Annotated in this window: 23 protein-coding genes; 19 read left to right on the top strand and 4 right to left on the bottom strand. The window is 68.0% G+C overall.

The genetic code is table 11. The annotated features are described in order from the left end of the window. Positions 1-22: 22 nt before the first annotated feature. From infB to truB, 3 genes are all read left to right on the top strand, one after another. Positions 23-3,079: a translation initiation factor IF-2 gene (gene infB, locus M3G03_RS08985; protein ID WP_259809363.1), complete on the top strand. Its 3,057-nt coding sequence runs from the start codon at positions 23-25 to the stop codon at positions 3,077-3,079. 114 nt (positions 3,080-3,193) lie between these two features. Next, entirely contained in the window at positions 3,194-3,625 is a 432-nt protein-coding gene (rbfA, locus tag M3G03_RS08980; RefSeq protein WP_259809362.1) for a 30S ribosome-binding factor RbfA, read from the top strand. After that, complete coding sequence (gene truB, locus M3G03_RS08975) at positions 3,622-4,554, top strand: tRNA pseudouridine(55) synthase TruB (protein WP_259809361.1); 933 nt, start codon at positions 3,622-3,624, stop codon at positions 4,552-4,554. The genes rbfA and truB overlap by 4 nt, the downstream gene beginning before the upstream one ends. A gap of 173 nt (positions 4,555-4,727) precedes the next feature. Here the strand turns inward: truB and M3G03_RS08970 are convergent, their stop codons facing one another. Both M3G03_RS08970 and M3G03_RS08965 read right to left on the bottom strand, forming a co-directional pair. After that, on the bottom strand, positions 4,728-5,042 hold the full coding sequence (locus M3G03_RS08970) for an AzlD domain-containing protein (RefSeq protein WP_259809360.1): 315 nt from the start codon (positions 5,040-5,042) through the stop codon (positions 4,728-4,730). Further along, positions 5,039-5,713, bottom strand: a complete 675-nt coding sequence (locus M3G03_RS08965) for an AzlC family ABC transporter permease (RefSeq protein ID WP_259809359.1) — start codon at positions 5,711-5,713, stop codon at positions 5,039-5,041. The genes M3G03_RS08970 and M3G03_RS08965 overlap by 4 nt, the downstream gene beginning before the upstream one ends. A 94-nt stretch (positions 5,714-5,807) precedes the next feature. On the opposite strand from M3G03_RS08965, the gene M3G03_RS08960 reads away from it, so the two are divergent. From M3G03_RS08960 to M3G03_RS08935, 6 genes are all read left to right on the top strand, one after another. After that, on the top strand, positions 5,808-6,725 hold the full coding sequence (locus M3G03_RS08960; protein WP_259809358.1) for a bifunctional riboflavin kinase/FAD synthetase: 918 nt from the start codon (positions 5,808-5,810) through the stop codon (positions 6,723-6,725). Between the two features lie 64 nt (positions 6,726-6,789). Then, the gene (locus tag M3G03_RS08955; protein ID WP_259809357.1) at positions 6,790-7,275 is read left to right on the top strand and encodes a GNAT family N-acetyltransferase; all 486 of its coding nucleotides are present in this window, start codon (positions 6,790-6,792) and stop codon (positions 7,273-7,275) included. Positions 7,276-7,405: 130 nt separating this feature from the next. Further along, entirely contained in the window at positions 7,406-7,669 is a 264-nt protein-coding gene (gene rpsO / locus M3G03_RS08950; protein WP_396121930.1) for a 30S ribosomal protein S15, read from the top strand. Positions 7,670-8,059: 390 nt separating this feature from the next. Beyond that, positions 8,060-10,306 (top strand): polyribonucleotide nucleotidyltransferase, encoded by a 2,247-nt coding sequence (locus tag M3G03_RS08945; RefSeq protein ID WP_259809356.1) that lies wholly within the window; start codon positions 8,060-8,062, stop codon positions 10,304-10,306. A gap of 130 nt (positions 10,307-10,436) precedes the next feature. Beyond that, the gene (gene dapB, locus M3G03_RS08940; protein ID WP_259809355.1) at positions 10,437-11,177 is read left to right on the top strand and encodes a 4-hydroxy-tetrahydrodipicolinate reductase; all 741 of its coding nucleotides are present in this window, start codon (positions 10,437-10,439) and stop codon (positions 11,175-11,177) included. Positions 11,178-11,212: 35 nt separating this feature from the next. Further along, entirely contained in the window at positions 11,213-12,325 is a 1,113-nt protein-coding gene (locus M3G03_RS08935; protein WP_259809354.1) for a hypothetical protein, read from the top strand. A 94-nt stretch (positions 12,326-12,419) separates the two neighbouring features. Here M3G03_RS08935 and M3G03_RS08930 read toward each other — a convergent pair whose 3' ends face one another. Beyond that, a complete protein-coding gene (locus tag M3G03_RS08930; protein WP_259809353.1) occupies positions 12,420-13,040 on the bottom strand; it encodes a GNAT family N-acetyltransferase in 621 nt (206 codons plus the stop codon). Between the two features lie 37 nt (positions 13,041-13,077). Here M3G03_RS08930 and M3G03_RS08925 point away from each other — a divergent pair, with 37 nt between their 5' ends. From M3G03_RS08925 to M3G03_RS08915, 3 genes are all read left to right on the top strand, one after another. Beyond that, positions 13,078-14,760 (top strand): ribonuclease J, encoded by a 1,683-nt coding sequence (locus M3G03_RS08925; RefSeq protein WP_259809352.1) that lies wholly within the window; start codon positions 13,078-13,080, stop codon positions 14,758-14,760. 165 nt (positions 14,761-14,925) lie between these two features. Continuing rightward, positions 14,926-15,111, top strand: a complete 186-nt coding sequence (rpmB, locus tag M3G03_RS08920) for a 50S ribosomal protein L28 (RefSeq protein ID WP_259809351.1) — start codon at positions 14,926-14,928, stop codon at positions 15,109-15,111. Between the two features lie 207 nt (positions 15,112-15,318). Then, positions 15,319-17,493, top strand: coding sequence for an ATP-dependent DNA helicase RecG (locus tag M3G03_RS08915; RefSeq protein ID WP_259809433.1), 2,175 nt, complete (start codon positions 15,319-15,321; stop codon positions 17,491-17,493). Positions 17,494-17,630: 137 nt separating this feature from the next. Here M3G03_RS08915 and M3G03_RS08910 read toward each other — a convergent pair whose 3' ends face one another. Beyond that, the gene (locus M3G03_RS08910; protein WP_259809432.1) at positions 17,631-18,035 is read right to left on the bottom strand and encodes a pyridoxamine 5'-phosphate oxidase family protein; all 405 of its coding nucleotides are present in this window, start codon (positions 18,033-18,035) and stop codon (positions 17,631-17,633) included. Between the two features lie 130 nt (positions 18,036-18,165). Between M3G03_RS08910 and rsmD the strand changes: the two genes are divergently transcribed. The 7 genes from rsmD to M3G03_RS08875 all read left to right on the top strand — a co-directional run bounded on the left by rsmD (position 18,166) and on the right by M3G03_RS08875 (position 22,259). Continuing rightward, positions 18,166-18,789 carry a 16S rRNA (guanine(966)-N(2))-methyltransferase RsmD gene (gene rsmD / locus M3G03_RS08905; RefSeq protein ID WP_259809350.1) on the top strand — a complete coding sequence of 208 codons (624 nt, stop codon included), beginning with the start codon at positions 18,166-18,168 and terminating at the stop codon, positions 18,787-18,789. Further along, positions 18,789-19,295, top strand: a complete 507-nt coding sequence (coaD, locus tag M3G03_RS08900) for a pantetheine-phosphate adenylyltransferase (RefSeq protein ID WP_259809349.1) — start codon at positions 18,789-18,791, stop codon at positions 19,293-19,295. The genes rsmD and coaD overlap by 1 nt, the downstream gene beginning before the upstream one ends. Before the next feature lie 61 nt (positions 19,296-19,356). Beyond that, positions 19,357-19,908: a DUF177 domain-containing protein gene (locus M3G03_RS08895; RefSeq protein ID WP_259809348.1), complete on the top strand. Its 552-nt coding sequence runs from the start codon at positions 19,357-19,359 to the stop codon at positions 19,906-19,908. A 71-nt stretch (positions 19,909-19,979) separates the two neighbouring features. Beyond that, positions 19,980-20,171: a 50S ribosomal protein L32 gene (gene rpmF / locus M3G03_RS08890; protein ID WP_259809347.1), complete on the top strand. Its 192-nt coding sequence runs from the start codon at positions 19,980-19,982 to the stop codon at positions 20,169-20,171. Positions 20,172-20,191: 20 nt separating this feature from the next. Next, positions 20,192-20,875, top strand: coding sequence for a ribonuclease III (gene rnc / locus M3G03_RS08885; protein WP_259809346.1), 684 nt, complete (start codon positions 20,192-20,194; stop codon positions 20,873-20,875). Beyond that, positions 20,868-21,707, top strand: coding sequence for a bifunctional DNA-formamidopyrimidine glycosylase/DNA-(apurinic or apyrimidinic site) lyase (gene mutM, locus M3G03_RS08880; protein WP_259809345.1), 840 nt, complete (start codon positions 20,868-20,870; stop codon positions 21,705-21,707). The genes rnc and mutM overlap by 8 nt, the downstream gene beginning before the upstream one ends. Positions 21,708-21,722: 15 nt before the next feature. Then, positions 21,723-22,259: a hypothetical protein gene (locus tag M3G03_RS08875; RefSeq protein ID WP_259809344.1), complete on the top strand. Its 537-nt coding sequence runs from the start codon at positions 21,723-21,725 to the stop codon at positions 22,257-22,259. The last annotated feature ends 240 nt before the right edge of the window (positions 22,260-22,499 follow it).

The following is a 22,499-nucleotide window of genomic DNA, read 5'->3' as shown; positions in this document are numbered from 1 at the left end:
AGTCCGGGCCTGAAGGAGAGTAGTGGCCAAGGTCCGTGTCTACGAGCTCGCGAAGGAGCTCGGACTCGAAAGCAAGGATGTACTGAAGAAGCTGGAAGCGATGGGCGAATTCGTCCGTTCTGCCTCTTCCACCGTGGAGGCCCCCGTCGTTCGTCGTCTGCGCGACGCCGTCGAAGGGCAGTCCAAGGACAATGCGCCGAAGTCGGCCGGGGCGAAGTCCCCGTCAGCTGCTGGCGCCCCCAAGGCAGACGGCGATCGTCCTGCTGCACCCCGCCCCGGCGCACCGCGTCCGGGTGCCCCTCGTCCCGGCGCCCCCAAGGCGCCCTCGCAGGCTGCTGCGCCCCGCCCGGGTGCTGCACGCCCCGCTGCGGCGCGTCCCGAGGCAGCCGACGCCCAGGTGAGCAAGCCGGCTGCACCGGCCGACAACAGTGGGGACGCCCCCCGTCCCGCGTCGAACGCTCCTCGCCCGGGTGCGCCCCGTCCCGGCGCGCCGCGTCCCGGTGCCCCGCGCACCGAGACCGGCCGCGGCGATTCTGGTGCCGAGACGCCCCGTCCGGATGGTGCCCGCCCGGATGCCCCGCGTGCGGAGTCGCCCCGTTCCGAGGCTCCTCGTCCCGGGGCCCCGCGTCCGGGTGCAGCCCCCCGCGCGGGTGGCGCACCCCGCCCCGGTGGCGCTCCGCGTCCCGGTGGTGGAGCACCGCGCCCCGGCAGCACCGGCGGCCTGCCCGGCCCGCGTCCCCGCCCCCAGGGCGGTGCCCCGCGTCCGGGCAACAACCCCTTCGCCCCCTCACAGGGCATGGGTGTCCGTCGTCCTCGCCCCGAGGGTGCCCGTCCGGGCCCGCAGGGTCGTGAGGGTGGCGCACCGCGTCCCGGTGGCGCCGGCCAGGGTGCTGGCGAACAGCGCATGCCCCGCCCCGGTGGCACCTCGGGCATGCCTCGCCCCAACCCGGCGATGATGCCCAAGCAGCAGTCCTCCGCGCTCGGCGGTGGAACCCAGCAGCGTGGTGCCGGCCGCGGAGCCGGACCGCGTCGCGGTGGCCCCGGCGGCGGTCCCGGTCGTGGACCCGGCGGTCCCGGTGGACCTGGCGGCTTCGGCGGCGGGCCCGCTGGCGGACCCCCGCGGGGCGGCGGCGGTGGCCGCGGCGGTCGTGGTGGCACCCAGGGTGCCTTCGGTCGTGGCGGTGCCGGTGGCAAGCGCGGACGCAAGTCGAAGAAGCAGCGCAGGCAAGAATTCAACGAGATGGAGGCGCCGTCGATTGGCGGCGTGCGCATCCGTCAGGGCGAAGGCCAGACCGTTCGTCTCCGTCGAGGCGCCTCGCTGACCGACCTCGCCGAGAAGATCAATGTGGACGCAGCCCAGCTGGTCCAGGTGCTGTTCAACCTGGGCGAGATGGTCACGGCCACCCAGTCCGTGGCCGACGCCACCCTCGAGGTGCTGGGAGCCGAGCTCAACTACAACATCGAGGTCGTCTCCCCGGAGGACGAGGACCGCGAGCTGCTGGAGAGCTTCTCCCTCGACTTCGGTACCGACGAGGGCGATGAGGAGGACCTGGAGGCACGTCCGCCGGTCGTCACCGTCATGGGTCACGTCGACCACGGCAAGACCCGCCTGCTGGACTACCTGCGCTCGGCCAACGTGGCCGCCCGCGAGGCCGGCGGCATCACCCAGGCCATCGGTGCCTACCAGGTCGAGACCACCGTCGACGACGTCGATCGCAAGATCACCTTCATCGACACCCCGGGTCACGAGGCCTTCACCCAGATGCGTGCCCGCGGTGCGAAGTCGACCGACATCGCGGTGCTCGTGGTGGCTGCCGATGACGGTGTGATGCCCCAGACCATCGAGGCGCTCAACCACGCCAAGGCGGCCGACGTGCCGGTCGTGGTCGCGGTCAACAAGATGGACAAGCCGACCGCTGATCCCGACAAGGTGCGCGGCCAGCTGACCGAGTTCGGCCTGGTTCCCGAGGACTACGGCGGCGACACCATGTTCGTCAACGTGTCCGCGGTCACCGGTCAGGGCATGGACGAGCTGCTGGAGGCTGTCGTCCTGACCGCCGACGCCGCCCTCGACCTGCGCGCCAACCCGAACATGGACGCCCAGGGTGTGGCCATCGAGGCCCACCTGGACAAGGGTCGGGGGCCGGTGGCCACCGCCCTGGTCCAGCGCGGAACCCTGCGCATCGGCGACTCGATCGTGGCCGGTTCGGCACACGGCCGCGTCCGTGCGCTGATCAACGACCGCGGCGAGACCGTCGACGAGGCACCGCCCTCGATGCCGGTCCAGGTGCTGGGTCTGACCAGCGTCCCGGGTGCCGGTGACAACCTGCTGGTCGTCGAGGACGACCGCATGGCACGCCAGATCGCTGACAAGCGTGAGGCTCGCATGCGTGCCGCCCTGCAGGCTGCCGGATCGCGTCGCAAGACCCTCGACCAGCTCTTCGAGCAGCTGGAGAAGGGCGAGACCCAGGAGCTGCTGCTCATCCTCAAGGGCGACGGCGCTGGTTCGGTCGAGGCCCTGGAGGATGCCCTGTCGAAGATCGACGTCGGCGACGAGGTGTCGCTGCGTGTCATCGACCGCGGTGTCGGTGCGATCACCGAGACCAACGTGTCGCTGGCTGCCGCGTCCAAGGCCGTCATCATCGGCTTCAACGTGCGTCCCACCGCGCATGCTGCCCAGCTCGCCGACCGTGAGAACGTCGATGTGCGTTACTACAACGTCATCTACTCCGCGATCGACGAGATCGAGGCTGCGCTCAAGGGCATGCTCAAGCCGATCTACGAGGAGAAGCAGCTCGGCATGGCCGAGATCCGCGAGGTCTTCCGCTCCTCCAAGTTCGGCAACATCGCTGGTTGTATGGTCCAGTCCGGCATCATGCGCCGCAATGCGAAGGCCCGTCTCATCCGGGACGGCGTCGTGGTCCAGGAGACCTCGATCGCTTCGCTGCGTCGTGAGAAGGACGACGTCACCGAGGTCCGCGAGGGCTATGAGTGCGGTCTGACGCTGGCCAACTACAACGACATCCAGATCGGCGACGAGGTCGAGACCTACGAAATGGTCGAGAAGCCCCGTAGCTGAGCGGGTGAACTGCTGGCCCCCGGGCCGGCACGTCGGGGGCAGGGACGCGTTCCCTGCCCCCGATCCGTCCCCCACGCGCTACCGTCGAGGGAGCGCAGTACACCAGGAGGAATCATGACCAACCCCCGCGTCGCCAAGCTGGCCGACCAGATCCATGTCATTGTGGCCGAGATGCTGGAACGACGGGTCAAGGACCCGCGGCTCGGGTTCGTCACCATCACCGACGTCCGCCTCACCGGTGACACCCGCGAGGCGACGATCTTCTACACCGTGATGGGCGATGACAAGGCACGCGCCGATTCGGCGGCGGCGCTGAAGTCGGCCACCGGACTGATCCGTTCCGAGGTCGCCAAGCGACTGGGGCTGAAGTTCGCGCCCACCATCGCCTTCGTCATGGACGCCACCCCTGAGGCCGCCAAGAACATTGAGGACCTGCTGGCCCAGGCCAAGCTGCGCGATGAGGAGCTGCACGCCGAGGCAGCGGGCAAGACCTACGCCGGCGAGGCCGATCCCTATCGTCGCGACGACGAGGACGACCAGGAGTGAGCACCCCTTCGGCCACCGAGGCCCCGCCGAAGGAGACCGGTTCGGGCATCGTGCTGGTCGTCAAGCCGCAGGGCTGGACCTCCCACCAGGTGGTCGGCCGCCTGCGGCGCCTCCTCGGGACGCGGAAAGTCGGCCACGCCGGCACTCTCGACCCGATGGCCACCGGCCTGCTGATCGTGGGCGTCAACCGCGCCACTCGGCTGCTGGGCCACCTGGCCGGGCACGACAAGACCTACCTGGCCACCATCAGGCTCGGCCAGTCCTCGACCACCGATGATGCTGAGGGCGAACTCTCCGAAGCAGTGGACGCCTCCGGCCTCACTGCCGAAGAGGTTGAGGACTCGATGGCCCCCCTGCGTGGGCTGATCGAGCAGGTGCCCAGTTCGGTGTCAGCCATCAAGGTCGACGGCAAGCGCGCCTATGCCCTGGCGCGCGAGGGCGCAGAAGTCGAACTGAAGTCTCGTCAGGTCGAGGTCACCCGCTTCGAGGTCACCGGTCGTCGCCGGGAAGGTCAGTTCCTCGACCTGGACGTTGTCGTGGACTGCTCCTCGGGCACTTACATTCGTGCCCTGGCCCGTGACCTCGGCCGCGCCCTGGGGGTGGGGGGCCACCTCACCATGCTCCGCCGCACCCGCATCGGCGGCTTCGAGCTGCCCGAGCCCGCGCCCGACCTCGAGGCCGAGCATGCTCCGCCGGTGACACCCATGGGCGAGGTGGCTCGACGAAGCTTCCCGTATGTGACCGTCACTGACGAGCAGGCCCGAGCCCTCGGCTACGGCCAGCGCGTCCGCTCGCAGATTGCTGCCACGACGGCAGCACTCAGCAAGGACGGCGAACTCATCGCCCTGCTCGAGCCTGATCCCGAGGCGGGATGGGCCAAGCCGCTGGCGGTGCTTGCCAGCAGCGCGAGGCCGGAAGGGAATCACTGATTCCCTCCGGCCCCGCTGCCATCGAGGTGGGGTGGTTGTCTCTATGCCGCCGACGATCCACGCCAGAGGGACACGTACGTGGCGCCTACGGCCACCAGCGCCAGCAAGGCCAGTTCCTGCTCAGAGACGAGGCCGTTGCTCCACAGGTTGTTGGGGCACCACAATCGCACTGGCTATGCCCCACGCATCGCCCACCGCCACGCCGCTGCTGAGAGGGCGCCGAGCAAGACCACCACGAGGTAGGGCAGCTTTCGCCAGAGGGCGAGTCCCGCGACCAACAGCGCCACCATCCGGGCATCCAGGACCAGCCGCTGCCCGTCGCCGACGGCATTGAGCAGCACCAGCGAACTCAGCAGGCCGATCGTCATCGCCCCGGTGTAGGCCATCACGCGCGGGTCCTGGGTCCACTTCTCCGGCAGCAGGTAGCCGGCCAGCTTGGTCAGGTAGGCGAGGACGCACGCCAGCAGCACCCAGAGCCACAGGTTCATGACACACCCCCAGCCGGGGTGCGGCGTCCCAGGAGCCAGGCGACGAAGGCGGCCGCCGCTGCAGCGAGCAGCAAGGGGACGCCCGCAGGCAGCACGGGGACGGTCAGCAGCGTGACGAACGCCGCTGCCACCCCGATCGTCACCGTGTCGCGACTGCGCAGCCGTGGCCACAGCAGCCCCAGGAAGGCCGCGACCGCAGCTCCGTCCAGGCCCCAGGTCTTCGGGTCACCCAGGGCATTGCCCAGCAGGGCCCCCAGCAGGGTGAACAGGTTCCAGCACAGGAACACGCCCACCCCGGCCACCCAGAAGCCCCGGCGTCGTTCAGCCTGATCAGGTTGGCCCATGGCCGTGGCCACCGACTCGTCGATGGTGACATGGGCCGAGGCCAGCTTGCGCAGCCCGTGCGGGGCGAACATGGCGTTCATCTGGGCGCCGTAGATCAGGTTGCGCAGGCCGAGCAGCGTCGCCGACGCCAACGCGGCGGGTCCACCGCCCGCGATCGACCCGATGAAGGCGAACTGCGAGCCGCCCGTGAACATCAGCAGGCTCAGGGCCATCGTCTGGCCCAGCGAGAGCCCCGCAGCACTGCTGAGTGCCCCGAAGCTGATGCCGTACAACCCCGTCGCCAGGGAGATCGACAGGCCCATGAGAACGGCGGGGGAGGCAGACACGGTCCTCGATCCTAGGATGCCCACGAGACGATGACCACTTGGCGTCCACCGGCTGTTCACCAGTTCGGACGCTGAGCGCCTAAACTCTCCACTCGTGCACAATCCTCAAGCCTGCGTCGTGGCCATCGGGAACTTCGACGGTGTCCACACCGGCCACCGCTCCCTGCTCAGCCAGGCCCAGGCACAGGCCCCCGGGTTGCCGCTGGTCGCGGTGACCTTCTGGCCCCACCCCCAGAGCGTGGTGCGCCCCGGGACCGAGCCCGAACTTCTCACCGACCTGACCGGACGCATCGAACTGCTCGCTGAGGCCGGTGTCGCCGAGGTGCGTGTGGTGCCCTTCACCCGTGAGCTGATGGCGCTGAGCCCGCAGGAATTCGTCGATCGCGTCCTGCTGCCACTGCGTCCCCGGGTGGTCTGTGTGGGCAGCAACTTCACCTTCGGCGCCAGGGCCGAAGGCACCGTGGAGACCCTGGCCGAGCTGGGGGCGCGAGACGAGCTGGGGGCGCACCGCTTCCGTGTCCACGTGGTCGACCTCATCCAGGTCGACGACTCCACCACCTGCTCCACGCTGGTTCGCAATGCCCTGGCCGAGGGCGACGTGGCCGCCGCCGCGCACCACCTGGGCCGCCCCTTCCGCTACTCGGGCATCGTCATGATGGGCCACCAACGCGGACGCGAACTGGGCTTCCCAACTGCCAACCTCCCGGTCCAGAAGGGGCATGCTGCCCCGGGGGACGGCGTCTACGCCGGTTGGCTGACTGTCGAGGGCGAGGACGAGCGCATGCCGGCCGCGATCTCCGTGGGCCGCAACCCGACCTTCGAGGACGTCCCGGAGGCAGTCGTGGAGGCCTATGTGCTCGACCGTGACGACCTGAAGCTCTACGGCAAGCGGGTTCACGTCGATTTCATCGAGCGATTGCGCGGGAACCTCAAGTTCGACGGCCTCGACTCGCTGGTGACCCAGATCAACGCTGACGTCCAGCGAACCCGCGAGATCCTCGCCCCCGCCTGAGCCCCGCCGCTAAGGTGAGTGGCGCGAGTGGAACCACTCGCCCAGCAACCCACGGGAGGTCCCCATGGCTGCCACCGAACGCACCATCGTCCGCCGCGCGACCCTGGCTGATGTCGAGGTACTCCAGAGCTTCCCGGACGCCGACAAGGTCGAGGAGACCCTGGCCGCGGCAGACCGTGGCGAGGTCTGGTATGCCGTGGGCGAGGTCGACGGCAGGGTTGTCGGCGCCGCGGTCCTCGATCTGGTCAGCGAGCTCCAGCCCGAGGTGAAGCGCATCTGGATCGTCAGTGACCACCGCCGCCAGGGCGTCGGCTCGGCCATCACCACCTGGCTGGAGGACAAGGCCCGTGAGAAGGGCCATGAAGCCACCTTCATGGTCATCGACCCCGAGAACGAGCGAATGATCTCCATGGCGGTGGACCTCAGCTACTCCGCCACCGGCGACCACATCGACCTGGAGAACCCGGACGAGGTCCACGAGGCAGCAGAGAGCGGTGACCCGGCCGAGGGGTTGTTCGCGATCTACCGCAAGTCCCTGACGATGGCCTGAACCTCCTCGGGCCCGATTTCTCCTGTTCGGGGCAAGCCGGTAGAGTCGTCCCTTGGCGTCAGGACGCCCGCGGATCCAGAGAGCACGACCACCGGTCGTCGCGCCGCGCAACGACAGAAAGGGAATCGACATGGATGCCGAGACCAAGAAGCAGATCATCGACGAGTACGCGACCCACCCCGGCGACACCGGTTCCCCCGATGTCCAGATCGCTCTGCTCACCAAGCGCATCGCGCACCTGACCGAGCACCTGAAGCAGCACAAGGGTGACCACCACAGCCGTCGCGGCCTGATGCTGATGGTCGGTCAGCGTCGTCGTCTGCTCAACTACGTGGCTCAGGAGGACATCAACCACTACCGTGAGCTGATCGCCCGCCTCGGCCTGCGTCGCTGATCGCCCGACCGGTACGGTCACGCTGATCTCGAACGTTCCCGCAGCCCCCGCGCCCGGAGCACCTGCTTCGCGCGGGGGCTGCGGCGTTCCAGCATCCGAAATGCAACCCGGCTAGACTCGTTCCACACACACAATTCCACAACGATTTTGCCACGCGAGCCCGTTGAGGGCTCATGGTCACGAGGAACGGTCTGGTCCTCGGTAGTGGCGCCCGGGTACATCGCGGTCCCTGATCGCGCCTGATGGCCCCGCGTGCCTCGATCGAAGACCGGCTGGGAGTGACCCCGTACCGGCATGCCCCCACCCCCACCAGGGGAGGGGTCTGCCCACCGCGGAGTGGTCTGCCCGCGGCGATCCTGCCGCCGGTCACCTTCCACGAAAGGAGTCCCCATGGAGGGACCAGACGTCCAGTTCACCGAGGCCATTCTTGACAATGGCAAGTTCGGCAAGCACACCGTTCGCTTCGAGTCGGGCCTGCTCGCCCGCCAGGCCGACGGCTCCGCTGCCGTCTACCTCGACGACGACACCATGCTGCTGTCGGCCACCACGGCCGCCAAGACCCCGCGCGAATCCATCGACTTCTTCCCCCTGACGGTCGACGTCGAGGAGCGCATGTACGCCGCCGGCCGCATCCCCGGCTCCTTCTTCCGGCGCGAGGGACGCCCCTCGGAGGGCGCCATCCTGACCTGCCGCCTCATCGATCGTCCGCTGCGCCCCTCCTTCGTCAAGGGGCTGCGCAATGAGGTCCAGATCGTCGTCACCGTCATGGCGCTCAACCCCGACGTGCTCTACGACGTGGTCGCGATCAACGCTGCCTCGATGTCGACCCAGCTCGCCGGCCTGCCCTTTTCCGGCCCGATCGGCGGCGTCCGAGTCGCCCTGATCGAGGGCCAGTGGGTGGCCTTCCCCAGCGTCCAGCAGCTCGAGGACGCCGTCTTCGACATGGTCGTGGCCGGCCGCGTCCTGCCCGACGGTGACGTCGCCATCATGATGGTTGAGGCCGAGTCGACCGAGAAGACCTACGAGAAGGTCCGCGCCGGTGCCCAGGCCCCGACCGAAGAGGTCGTGGGGCAGGGCCTGGAGGCGTCCAAGCCCTTCATCAAGGCACTGTGTGATGCCCAGGTCGAGCTGGCAGCCAAGCTGCCGAAGGAGACCTACGACTTCCCGGTCTTCAAGGACTACCAGGATGACGTCTACCAGGCCGTGGAGGAACTCGCCTCCGCCGACCTCGCCCGCGACATGCAGATCGCGGGCAAGCAGGATCGTGACAATGCCACCCACGCCCTGCGCCAGCGTGTCACCGAGGAGCTGGCCGAGCGCTTCGAGGGCCGTGAGTCCGAGATCTCCGCTGCCTTCAAGGCCCTGACCAAGAAGATCGTGCGCCACCGCACCCTCACGGAGGGCGTCCGCATCGACGGCCGCGGTGTGGCTGACATCCGTACCCTCTCCGCCGAGGTCGGCGTGATCCCACGCGTGCACGGTTCGGCGCTGTTCATGCGCGGTGAGACCCAGATCCTGGGCATCACCACCCTGAACATGCTGGGCCTGGAGCAGAAGCTGGACACCCTCGCCCCCGAGGATCACAAGCGCTACATGCACCACTACAACTTCCCGCCCTACTCCACCGGTGAGACCGGCCGCGTCGGTTCGCCGAAGCGCCGCGAGATCGGCCACGGTGCGCTCGCCGAGCGTGCCCTGGTGCCGGTGCTGCCCAGCCGCGAGGAGTTCCCCTACGCCATTCGTCAGGTGTCGGAGGCGCTGGGGTCCAATGGCTCCACCTCGATGGGTTCGGTCTGCGCCTCCACCATGTCGCTACTGCAGGCTGGCGTCCCGCTGAAGGCACCCGTGGCCGGTATCGCCATGGGCCTGATGAGCGAGACCATCGACGGCAAGACCCACTACGTTGCGCTGACCGACATCCTGGGTGCTGAGGACGCACTGGGTGACATGGACTTCAAGGTCGCCGGTACCCCCGATTTCGTGACCGCGCTGCAGCTGGACACCAAGCTCGATGGCATCCCCGCCGACGAGCTGTCCAAGGCCATGCTGCAGGCCCGCGACGCCCGCCACACCCTCCTCGAGGTCATGGGCGAGGCCATCGACACCCCTGATGAGATGAGCACCTACGCGCCTCGCATCATCACGGTGAAGATCCCCGTCGACAAGATCGGTGAGGTCATCGGCCCCAAGGGCAAGATGATCAACCAGATTCAGGACGACACCGGCGCCGAGATCAGCATCGAGGACGACGGCACCATCTACATCGGTGCCGACAACGGCGAGTCGGCCGAGGCCGCCCGCGCCATCATCAACGGCATCGCCAACCCGACGATGCCCGAGAAGGGTGAGCGCTACCTCGGTACCGTGGTCAAGCTGACCACCTTCGGTGCCTTCGTCTCGCTCATGCCCGGCAAGGACGGCCTGCTGCACATCAGCAAGCTGAAGGTGCTCAACGGCGGCAAGCGCGTGGAGAACGTCGAGGACGTGCTCTCGGTCGGCCAGAAGATCCAGGTCGAGATCACCGACATCGACGATCGCGGCAAGCTGTCGCTGTCCCCGGTGGAGGAGGACAAGGCTGAGGACGCACCCGCTGCTGTCGAGGGCGCTCCTGCTGCTGAGGCCACCGACGCCGAGTGATCTGATCACCAGCACGAAGAACCCCGGGCACCTCGTGTGCCCGGGGTTCCTTTCACCCCTGACCGGGTAGCCTCGGGACTGGCCCGCCGCGAATCCGACCGACGGGCCGCTGAGCAGGAGGAGGACGCCGATGACGGGCGTGGCAGTGTTTGGGGCCAAGGGGCGCATGGGTGCCGAGGCATGCAGGGCAGTGGAGAGGGCCGAGGACCTGGAGCTGGTCGCCGGCGTCGACGCCGATGACGACCGCGAGCTGGCCGCCGAGGCCGAGGTGGTCATCGACTTCACCCACCCCGATGTGGTGATGGAGAACCTGGAGTGGGCCATCAGCCGCGGCAAGCACTGCGTGGTGGGCACCACCGGCTTCACCCCCGAGCGCATCGCCCAGGTCGAGGAATGGCTGGCCCAGAACCCAGCTGTGGGCGTCCTGATCGCTGCGAACTTCTCGGTCGGCGCCGTGCTCATGATGGACGCCGCCCGGCGCGCCGCCCCCTTCTACGAGTCGGTTGAAATCATCGAGCTGCACCACCCCCACAAGGCCGATGCCCCCTCCGGCACCGCCACCACCACCGCCCACCAGATCGCAGAAGCCCGCCGCGACGCTGAACGGGGGCCGATCCCCGACGCCACCTCCCAGGAGGTGGGTGGCGCCCGTGGCGCTGACATCGACGGGGTCCGGGTACATTCGGTGCGTCTGCGCGGCCTGGTCGCCCACCAGGAGGTCGTCTTCGGGGATGAGGGGGAGACCCTCACCATCCGTCACGATTCCTTCGACCGGGTGTCCTTCATGCCGGGCGTGATCGCGGCCGTGCGCGGTGTGCCGAGCCGGCCGGGCCTGACCCAGGGCATCGAGTCCATCCTCGGGATCGGCTGAGCCAGGTGGCATCCAGTGAGGACCGCACGACCGACGTGAGCACACGTCGGCCCGTGGTGTCCTCGCGGACCCCTCGGCGCCCGCGAAAGCTCGCCGACACCGCCGCACGTCCGGCTCCGCGCAGTACCGCGTCGGGGGCCAGTGCGGTCACCCCGGTGACGGTGCAGGAGCGTTCCGAGGACGACGTGGTTCTGCAGGACCAGGAGCCCACCGCCGCGCTGGCGGTCGACGACGTGGTCCAGGGGGCAGCCGCAGACGCGGAGGAGGACGTCGTTGAGGAGAACGAACCCACCCTGGTGGACCTGAGCCGCGATGAGGTGTTGGCAGCCGAGCCATTCGCCGACGGCACCCCGGCCACGGTGACGATGGACGCCGAAGACCGGATCATCACCGCCGCACGCCCGGCGCGTCCTCGCAAGCGCCGACGCTGGCACCGATGGCTCTTCGCCCTGCTCGCCGTGGTCGTCGTCATCGCAGTCCTGGTCTCCACCGTGGGAGTGGCGATCGCCGAGTCCTACGTTCGGTCGATGACGAACGATCGGGTCTCCACGTCGTTGAGCCGCACCTTCGACACGCAGGCCACGGCCGCGGTCCAGGACCCCTCGGTCCTGCGCTCGATCTTCCGCAAGAACGAGATTGGGGAACTGACCTTCCAAGCACCTGATGCGTCCCTGAAGTCAGGGAGCAAGACCCTGAAGTTCCTCCGGATCACGGGCCGCGCCCGCAACATCACCGACCCTCGGGACGCCGAGAAGACCGTGATCGGGGCGCTCGATGCGGACGCCGAGATGGACTATCCCGAGTTGTCCACGCTGGCTGGAATGACGATCACCCACGACACCGGGGATCGGGTGAAGTTCGACAAGGAGGTCACCGTCTTCCTGGCCAGGCTGACGATCACGGTGACCGCACGCCCCGTCCTCGACCCGGCCACCAGGAAGATCACCCTCGAGGACCCCAAGGCCAGGGCGAGCCGCGTCCCGGTGCCGGCGGGCATCATCAAGAAGGCGCTGAAGGCCCACGAGGACAAGTTGGTCCTGCCCGCGCTGGACGGCTTGGTCTATGAGTCCCTAGTGGCGTCCGAGAAGGGCGCCACGATCAAGGTCAGTGGCCGCGATGTCCTGCTCAAGGACCTCGAGCAGAAGTGAGCCTGCCACACCCCCACCCACACCGTCAGGGCGTTGGAGCGCTCACGGGCCGGGCAGCGCCCCCCAACCCGGGTCATGGTGTGGTGAGGCCTGGTCATGCGGAGATGTCGGTGTGCAGGCGGACCTGCTTCAGGCGCAGCGACCCGTCCTCGGAACCGAGTTCTCGATGGGCTCCATCAGGTGCCCAGCCGGCCTCGACCAGAAAGGCGCGCATCCGGTCATCGGTGCTGCTCAGCCACCACGTCGCTCGCTGATAGCCATCGGCCCGCATGGTGTCAACCAGCGCGTTCAGCAGACGGGCCTCGTGGCCCAGGTCGTGGCCGATGTCGTCCACCAGGAATTCTTGCACCTCGGAGTCCTGCACCCCGGCATCCTCGTCCTCCGAGGGGCCGATCGCGGCGAAACCCACGACTCGCTGGGCCATCATCGTCTGGTCCGGGGACGCGCCCGGCTGCGGGCGTCCGGTGGGCTCGGTGGCGACCAGCACCCGGTAGTGCGCCATCGGGGGACGCACGATCGCCCGGTGCCAGACCTCTGCCATCTGCTGCAGGTCCACCTCGGCCAGGAAGGGGGCTCGAGCCGGGTCCTTCGCCCAGTCGCGGCGCTGGATCTCAGCAATCTGCAACGCCTCGGCCGGCATCGCCAGACGGACGAACGCAGGGTTCTGGCCGGGGGCCCCGGGCTGGGGCAGGTCAAGGGGACGCTCATGCGACATGGTCGCGAGCATATCGGCTAGCGCTAGGCTGGAGCCCATGGCCGCATCCAGCTTGAAGACCCCGCCGAAGCTCGCACCCGACACCCTGCGCGTCACCCCCCTCGGTGGCCTGGGCGACGTCGGTCGCAACATGGCGAGCCTGGAGATCAACGGTCAGCTGCTCCTGGTGGACTGTGGCGTGCTGTTCCCCGAGGATGACCACCCCGGTGTGGACCTGATCCTCCCCGGCCTGGATGCCCTCGAGGACCGTCTGGAGGACGTGCAGGCCCTCGTGCTGACCCACGGCCACGAGGACCACATCGGCGCGGTGCCCTACCTGCTGCGTCGCCGCCCCGAGATCCCCCTCTACGGCTCCCGGCTGACCCTCGCCCTGGTCGAGGGCAAGCTGCGGGAGCATCGCCTCCGCAAGGTCGACCTGCGTGTGGTCGAGGAGGGCGACCGCGTCAGGGTGGGGGAGTTCGACCTCGAGTTCCTGGCCGTCAACCACTCCATCCCGGACGCCCTGGCGGTGGCCGTTCGCACCGGGGCCGGCATGGTGCTCCACACCGGTGACTTCAAGATGGACCAGCTACCGCTGGATGGCCGTATCACCGACCTGCGTTCCTTCGCCCGACTGGGCGAGGAGGGCATCGACCTGTTCATGGTCGACTCCACCAACGCCGAGGTGTCCGGCTTCACCACGCATGAACGCGACATCGCCCCAGCCATGGAGCGCGTGTTCGCAACCTCCACGCAGAAGCTCGTGGTGGCCTGTTTCGCGTCCCATGTGCACCGCGTGCAGCAGGTGATGGACGCCGCCGTGAAGTACGGCCGCAAGGTCGTCTACGTGGGCCGCTCCATGATGAAGAACATGGGCATCGCTCGCGATCTCGGCTACCTGAACGTGCCCGCGAACACGCTGATCGAGCTCAAGGACGTCGAGAACTACCGCGACGACGAGGTCGTGATCATCTCCACCGGATCCCAGGGTGAGCCGCTGTCAGCTCTGGCCCGGATGGCCAACCAGGAACACCCGGTGATCAAGTTGGCCCCCGGTGACACCGTCCTGCTGGCCTCCTCCCTGATCCCGGGCAATGAGAACTCCGTGGGCCGTGTCATCAACGGCCTCACCCGTCTGGGCGCCAATGTCGTGCACAAGGGCAACGCGCTCGTGCACGTTTCCGGCCACGCCTCAGCAGGGGAGTTGCTCTATTGCTACAACATCCTCAAGCCGCGCAATGTGATGCCGGTCCACGGCGAGGTGCGCCACCTGGTCGCGAATGGCGCGCTGGCGATCAAGACCGGCGTCCCGGCTGAGAACGTGGTGATCGTCGAGGACGGTGGCGTGGTCGACCTCAAGGACGGCAGGGCCCGCGTGGTCGGCAAGATCGATGCCTCCTACATCTTCGTGGATGGCTCGGTCGTGGGCGACATCTCCGAGTCCGAACTGACCGACCGCAAGATCCTGGGCGAGGAGGGCTTCATCTCCATCGTCGCGGCGGTGAACCTCCACGACCAGAGCATCGTCTCCGGCCCGGACATCACCGGTCGCGGATTCGGCGATGAGGCGGGCTTCGAGCAGATCACGAATGATGTGCGCCAGGCGTTGCAGCAGGCCCTGCGCGACGGTGTGGACGACTCCCATCGCCTGCAGCAGACCTGCCGACGTGTCGTCGGGCGCTGGGTGTCGAAGAAGTACAGCCGTCGGCCGATGATCATCCCGGTGGTCGTGACGATCTGAGGAACGGCGCGACGGCGGTGTCCGGCCCGCGATTTGGGGCAATCGGACGCATGCCGCTATGATCGTCAGGTTGCTGTGCAGCCGGTGAGGTCACTCTCACGGCCCCAGCTGCCACCCACCAGATTCTGCCGCGCGTCGTCGCGGCACAGAGACGAGGAGACACCCATGGCTGCTGTGTGCGATGTCTGCGCCAAGGGACCCAGCTTTGGCCACAACGTGCCCTGGTCGAAGAAGAAGACCAACCGTCGCTGGAACCCGAACATCCAGCGCGTTCGTGCGACCGTCAACGGTGCCCCCAAGCGCCTGAACGTGTGCACGTCCTGCATCAAGGCCGGCAAGGTCACCCGCTGACCCCATCCGGTCGCGCCGGCTGAGCCGACGACCCCCGAACAGTGACGAGGAGCCCGCCACCGGCGGGCTCCTCGCTGTTCTCCCTGGGGGCCGTCCTCCCACCCGCAGGCAATCGCAGGTCCTGTCGGAGGGGTTCGCTAGCCTGCAGGGGTGGACACGCGCTGGCAGACAGACACCTTCGCCCGACTCAACGCCCCGTTGCAGTCGATGGTGGGGGACAAGACTGCCAAGCCCTACGAGAAGTTGCGCGTCCACACCGTCGGTGACCTTCTGCGACACATTCCTCGTCGATACTTCAGCGGTACAGAGAACTCCAGCCTCGCCGAGCTGGCCATCGGCGAGTCGGCTGCGATCGTGGCGCACGTGACCAGGGTCGACCAGGTGGGGCAGGAACCGCGCAGGCGTGTGGTGGCCACCGTGAGCGATGGCACCGCGTCCATGGAACTGACCTTCTTCAGCAAGAAGCCGCGGGTGCGGGACTACTGGGTGCGGCAGCTGAGCGCCTCCCGGCGGGGCATCTTCGTCGGCAAGGTGACCCAGTTCAATCGCCAACTCCAGATGACCCACCCCACCTTCGTGATGTTGGGCCCGCGCGGCGAGATCGTGGGGAAGGAGAACGACCACGAGATCGTCGAGGCGGTCAGCCGCTCGGGGCTGATCGGGCTCTACCCTCAGACCTCGGCACTGCCGACCTGGAGCATCTCCGGGGTGGTGGCGCTGGTGCTTGACCAACTGCCCAACCTTGCCGAGCCCCTGCCGGAATGGGTCCTGGACGAACTCGACCTGCCGACCCTGCAGCAGGCCTTTCACGACGTCCACCTTCCTGACACCCGCGACAAGGTCGATCGCGGTCTGGAACGTCTTCGTTTCGACGAAGCGCTCGGCCTCCAGCTGACCATGGCCTACCGGCGTGCCGATGCCGCCCATTCGGCGGCGCCCAGCCTCCTGGGACGCCGGGACGGCTTGCTGGATGCGCTCGATGCCCAGCTCCCATTCGAGCTCACCGAGGGCCAGCAGGCCGTCAGCCGCGAGGTCATGGACGACATGGCCAGGTCGCACCCCATGCAGCGACTGCTGCAGGGCGAAGTCGGCTCCGGCAAGACCCTGGTGGCACTGCGGGCGATGTGCCGCGCCATCGATTCCGGGCAGCAGGCGGTGCTGATGGCCCCCACGGAAGTGCTCGCTGCCCAGCACTACGACTCCCTGCGGGAACTGATGGGTGGTCTGGCTGCCGGTCAGGTGCTGGGTGCTCCGGAGCAGGCCACCGAGGTGGTGCTGCTGACCGGCAGCATGACGACAGCGCAGAAGAAGGCGGCGCTGCTCAAGATCGCCAGTGGTGAAGCGGGCATCATCATCGGGACCCATGCGGTCCTCTCCGACCGGGTCATGTTCGCCGACCTGGGCCTGGTGGTGGTTGACGAGCAGCACCGCTTCGGTGTCGAACAGCGCGCGGCCCTCCTGGAACGCGGTGAGCTGCGTCCCCATGTGCTCGTCATGACGGCCACACCGATCCCCCGCTCGGTGGCGATGACCGTCTTCGGTGACCTCACCACCAGCTCCCTGCGGGAGATCCCGGCCGGTCGCTCCGAGGTGCAGACCACCGTCGTGAACCCCAGCACCCACCCCCAGTGGCTGGAACGCGCCTGGCAACGGATCCGCGAGGAGGTCTCCGAAGGGCGCCAGGCCTTCGTGGTCTGCTCCAGGATCAGCGCGAACGCCACCGACCAGGACCCGGCCACCAGCTTCTCGGACGAGGATGCCGAGAAACTGCCACCGGCGGTGACGGTGGAGGACCTTGCCGAGGAACTGGCCGGCGGGCCCCTGTCCGGGTTGCGGCTGGCGACCCTCCACGGACGCATGTCGGCCGGGGACAAGGAGGGCGTGATGGCCGCCTTCGCCGAGGGCAGGCTGGACGTCCTGGTCGCCACCACCGTCATCGAGGTCGGCGTGAACGTGCCGAATGCGTCGGTCATGGTCGTGATGGACGCCGACAGGTTCGGCATCTCCCAGCTGCACCAGCTGCGCGGACGCATCGGCCGAGGGCGCCACCCGGGGCTCTGCCTGTTGGTCTCCCACGCCGGTGGGAGCATGCCGGCGGTCAGGCGGCTCGAGGCGGTCGCCGCGACCCGCGACGGCTTTGCGCTGGCTGAGGCAGACCTCGAGGCGCGCCGTGAGGGCAACATCCTGGGTGCAGCGCAGGCAGGAGCCCGGTCCACGCTGAAACTCCTGCGCGTCCTGGAGCACGCCGACCTGATCAGCGTGGCGCGCGAGGTCGCCGAGAAGCTGGTGGAGGAGGATCCGAAACGCGAGAACCCCTATCTGGCCGACATCGTTCGCCAGACCGAGCTCCTGGCAGCGGGGGACTGGTTGGAACGCTCCTGAGGGGCGTGCGAGGAGGGACTTGCCACAAGCGCCGCTGGCGACGCGATGGCGTTCCACCACGCCTTCGGCGCCCTGACCTCCTTGTCAGGGCGCCGAATGGCTTTCTCCGAAGGAATGGGCGGCGGCGCCGCTGGTGATCAGTCGCCGAAGCGGAAGTAGCGACCGGTGATCTTGCCAGCCGGGATGCGCACGAAGTTCGTCTTCACAGTCTTGACGAAGGGGCGTAGGGGGAGCTTCTCGGCGCGCTCGAGCTCCTCGGGGTCGGTGATGCGCTCCGCCTTGCCACGCAGGACGACACTCCAGCCGCCCTTGTCATCCCAACCGTCGGCCTCGAAGGCGACCCAACGGTTCAGGACCAGCTCGGCAAGCTTGGTTCCCTCGGCGGTGCGGAAGACAACGGACTGCCCGTCAACGACATAGTTGACCGGGAAGATGTCGGGCTGCTCGCCAAGAGCGGTGGCCAAGCGGCCAACTTCGGCACTGTCCAGGTAACCCCAGGCGGTGTCCTCACCAAGGACGGAAATGGGCTCGTTGCTATCCATGTGCTGCATGTCCCCATTGAACACCGTCACAGTGCACCTGAACAGCGCGGGGGCCCGCTTTGTGATCGGACTCACAAGTTTCATCCCGCCCAGTGGATAGGCTGTTTGTGATGAGCAGGAATGTGGTCCCATGAGCCGGATCGTGGCTGGGCTCGCCGGTGGTCGCCGTCTGGAGACCCCCAGCGGGGATTCGACGCGTCCCACCTCCGACCGGGTCCGCGAAGCCTTCTTCAACGTGCTGGCGAGCTGGAACGGCAGCGGCGACCTCAGCGCGGAGCAGCAGCTGGACGGCCTGGCCTTCCTGGATCTGTATGCCGGATCGGGCGCGGTGGGGCTGGAGGCGGCCAGCCGCGGTGCCGAGCGGGTCGTCCTGGTCGAGTCGAACCCCCGGGCGGCGGCGGTGATTCGTCGCAACATCGAGGCCAGTGGGCTGCCCGCGCAATTGCGGCAGGGCCCGGTGGAGACCACCGTCAGCGTGCCGAATCCGGACCCGGCCTTCGACGTGGTGTGGCTGGACCCGCCCTATGGGGTGGACACCGCGACACTGGACGCCGTGCTGGAATCAGTCCTGGCGCAGGGCTGGGTGCGTCCTGACGGGGTGGTGATCGTCGAACGTGCCGGGCGCAGCAGCCCGCCCGCCGTGCCGGGCACCGAGAGCTGGTCGCGCCGCTACGGTGACACCACGCTGTACTGGTTCGCCCCCCTAGTGGCCACTGGCGAGGGCACTGACAGCACCACGACGCAGGAGGAATGATGAAGGTCGTCTGCCCCGGGTCCTTCGACCCGATCACCCTCGGGCACCTGGACGTCATCAATCGCGCCGCCCACCTGTTCGGTGAGGTGGTCGTCGCGGTGGGTCGCAACTCCACCAAGCAGTCCCTGTTCACCGCCGAGGAACGGGTTGACCTGATTGAGGCCGCGCTGCACGAGGTGCCCGGAGTGGTGACTGTCGACATCATCGACGGGCTGCTGGTGGACTTCTGCAGGCACCACGGAGCGGGCGCGATCGTCAAGGGATTGCGGTTCGCGTCCGATTTCGACTTTGAACTGCAGATGGCGCACATGAACGAGCACGTGGGCGACATCGAGACCGTCTTCCTGCCAGCCAGCCCCGAGTACGGCACGGTGTCCTCGTCCATGATGCGGCAGATGGCGCGCTTCGGTGGCGACGTGTCGGCCTTCCTGCCGGCGGTCGCGAACCAGGCTCTGGTGGCGCGCAGCCGCGACCTGCGGGAGGGTTTGGTCCGCGGCCCGGAGTGACGTAGAGTAGTGCGTCGGTCATCAACGCCCCCAGCCCCTGGTGGTGCAGAAGGTCAAGGTCATGAATTCCCCCCAGCGCTCCCTGGACGCCCGCTCGCCTCTCGTTCTCGAGGTGCACGAGCTTGGCCGGCGTGCCGGAACGATGCGCCAGGTGGACCGGACCGTCCCTGCTCCGGAGGGAATCGGGATCGAGATGGTCAGGGTGCCGCAGGGCTCTCCCATCGGACTCGACCTCAAGCTCGAGTCCGTCGTGGAGGGTGTCTACGTCTCCGGAACCGCTGAGGTGGAGCTGGAGGGGGAGTGTGCACGCTGTCTGGTGGGTATCGAGGACGAGATGTCCCTCGACCTGCAGGAGCTGTACTTCTACTCCGACAAGGACGCTGAGGAGGACGCGTACTTCGTGGTCGATGAGCGCATTGACCTGGAGCCCGTGATCCGTGACGCTGTGGTGCTCGATTTGCCGTTCACCCCCCTGTGCAGGGAAGATTGTGCGGGTCTGTGCCCAACCTGTGGCACCAACCTGAACGATGATCCCGAGCACGACCATGGTGACAGGGTCGACCCCCGCTGGGGGAAGCTCATGGACCTGGTCGGGGAGACGGACGAGAACTGAGCCCTCCGGCCCAGCCGGTCAGCATTGAGATTTCGTGGCCCAACCGGGTCGGATGAACGAGGAGAAGAACCGTGGCTGTTCCCAAGCGGAAGATGTCCCGCAGCAACACCCGCAGCCGCCGCGCGCAGTGGAAGGCTGCTGCGGTGAACGTGGTGACCTGCGTCAACCCTGCTTGCCGTGAGGCCCACCTGCCGCACACCGCTTGCCCCGCCTGCGGCCAGTACGGCCCCAAGGGTGAGCGTCGCCAGGTGCTCGACGCCTGAGTGAGGCGTTGGCCTGAGCGGTGAGCCGCTTCGCTGATCTACTCCAGGAGCTGGGTGTCCCGATGGACGCCCAGCTCCTTGAGCTTGCCCTGACCCATCGTTCCTGGGCCTATGAGAACGGCGGCGTGCCGCACAACGAGCGTCTCGAGTTCCTGGGGGACGCCGTGCTCGGGGTCGTGGTCACCGACCACCTGTACCGCAGCTACCCCGACTTCCCCGAAGGACGTTTGGCGAAGATGCGAGCAGCGATCGTGAGTTCGCACAGTCTGGCCGAGGTGGCGCGCTCGCTGGCGATCGGCTCGATGGTCAAACTCGGGCAGGGCGAGATCAACACCCGCGGCAGCGACAAGACGTCGATCCTGGCCGACGCACTGGAGGCACTGATCGGGGCGGCCTGGATCACCGACCAGGCGGCTGCGACCAAGCTGGTCCAGCATCTGTTCGTTCCCCTGATCCAGGAGGCCGCGCTGATGGGGCCTAGTCTGGACTGGAAGACATCCCTGCAGGAAGCCTGCGCGGCGGGCGGTCATGGCGTCCCGGTCTATGAGGTGACCCAGTCAGGACCCGAGCACGACCGTCGTTTCCAAGCGGTTGTGCTCATCGATGATGCGCCCCTGGGCAACGGCATCAGCACCACCAAACGGGGTGCCGAGATGATCGCCGCCGGCGCCGCCTTCAAGGCGTTGGCCGCCCGCGATGCCTGAGCTGCCCGAGGTCGAGTCGGTGAGACTCGGCCTCGCAGAGAACATCACCGGACGCACCATCGAGGCCGTCGAGGCGCTCCACCCGCGTCCCGTGCGCAAGCACGACGGTGGGATCGCTGGCTTCGAAGCCGATCTGGCCGGGCGCACCTTCGCCATCCCGCGTCGTCGCGGGAAGTACTTGTGGCTACCGTTCGACGACGGCGACGCCATGCTCGCCCACCTGGGCATGAGCGGGCAGTTCCGGGTGAACCACCCCGAGGACGAACACCTGCGGAACACCCGAGTCCTGTTCACCCTCTCTGATGGGACGCAGCTGAGGTTCGTCGACCAGCGCATGTTCGGTGGGCTGTCCCTGAGTAGTGGGGGAGCGGAATTGCCGCCCGAGATCGCCCACATCGCGCCGGACCCACTGTCGACCGAGTATGACCAGGAAGCCGTGGTCGCGCGGATCCGGCGTAGCCGTTCCGGGATCAAGCGGCTCCTGTTGAGCCAGACGGTGGTCAGTGGCTACGGCAACATCTATGTCGATGAGACGCTGTGGCGAGCCCGGGTTCACTACGAGAAGCCTGGGATGGAGCTGTCGGTGCGGCGCCTCGGCGAGGTGCTCGACCATGGCCGCGAAGTGCTCGCCGAAGCATTGGAGGCGGGTGGAACCTCCTTCGACGCCCTGTACGTGAACGTCAACGGTGAGTCCGGCTACTTCGAGCGCGGCCTGGCTGCCTACGGGCGAGAAGGCCAGCCCTGCTTGCGCTGCGGGCGTCCGATTGTGCGAGAGCCGTTCATGAATCGAAGCTCCTACTTCTGCCCGGCGTGTCAGAAGGCTCCGCGCTGACGGCGGCGCGAGCAGATGCGTCTTCGGTGCCATTGGCGCCAGAGCTCCTCCGGTGCTGACGACCGCGCCCGTGGCAGCCTGCTGGCTGCGTTAGATTCCCTCCATGGCAGCCGCTGCCCAGAACGCCCTTGCGCGACTTCACGCTGCGGCCGCTGCCGCGAACTTCGGCCCGGTCGACTCCGTGGTGGCACGAAGAGCACCCATGACACGCGCCACCAGATCTGGACCGGGGGCACCATCCTCGTTCTGACCCTCGTCCTGTCCTGGCTGATCGGCGCCGTCTGGTCCGACGGCGAGGGGGTTCGAGCGAAGGCCATCGTCATCGCCCTCATCGGCGCCCCGGTGGGGCTCTGGATGCTCATCGACGGGCTGGTGGCGCAGGCACGCGGGCCGCTGTGGCTCGGTCTTGCCCAGCGCGGGGCCGTGGGCGTCCACGAGAAGAGCCGGCGACAGTTCACCTACCCGTATGACTCGACTCCCGTGACGATCGAGGTGGATGGTGGGGACGTCCCGACGGTGAAGGCCACATCAAGGGACGTCAGAACGTGGTGATGGGGGCGACCGACGAGGCCGGACTCCACCAGGTCCGACGAGTGGTGTCACGATTCCGGTATGGCCAGGAAGAGCTCACACGGCTGGGGCTGATCGGCCGCACACCGATGTCCTGGGAGGGGACGCGAAGCCCCGGGTGACGCACACTCCCTGAACACGACGTCGCCCCCCCCCCCGGGGGGGGGGGGGCCGCCTCCAGTTCCGGGGCCTCCACCATCATCGACAGGATGGCCGCCGATA

Source organism: Aestuariimicrobium sp. p3-SID1156, assembly GCF_025144225.1.
Classification (GTDB): domain Bacteria; phylum Actinomycetota; class Actinomycetes; order Propionibacteriales; family Propionibacteriaceae; genus Aestuariimicrobium.
Note: the sequence above shows the minus strand (reverse complement) of the source record. Positions and strands in the feature narration are given on the sequence as shown.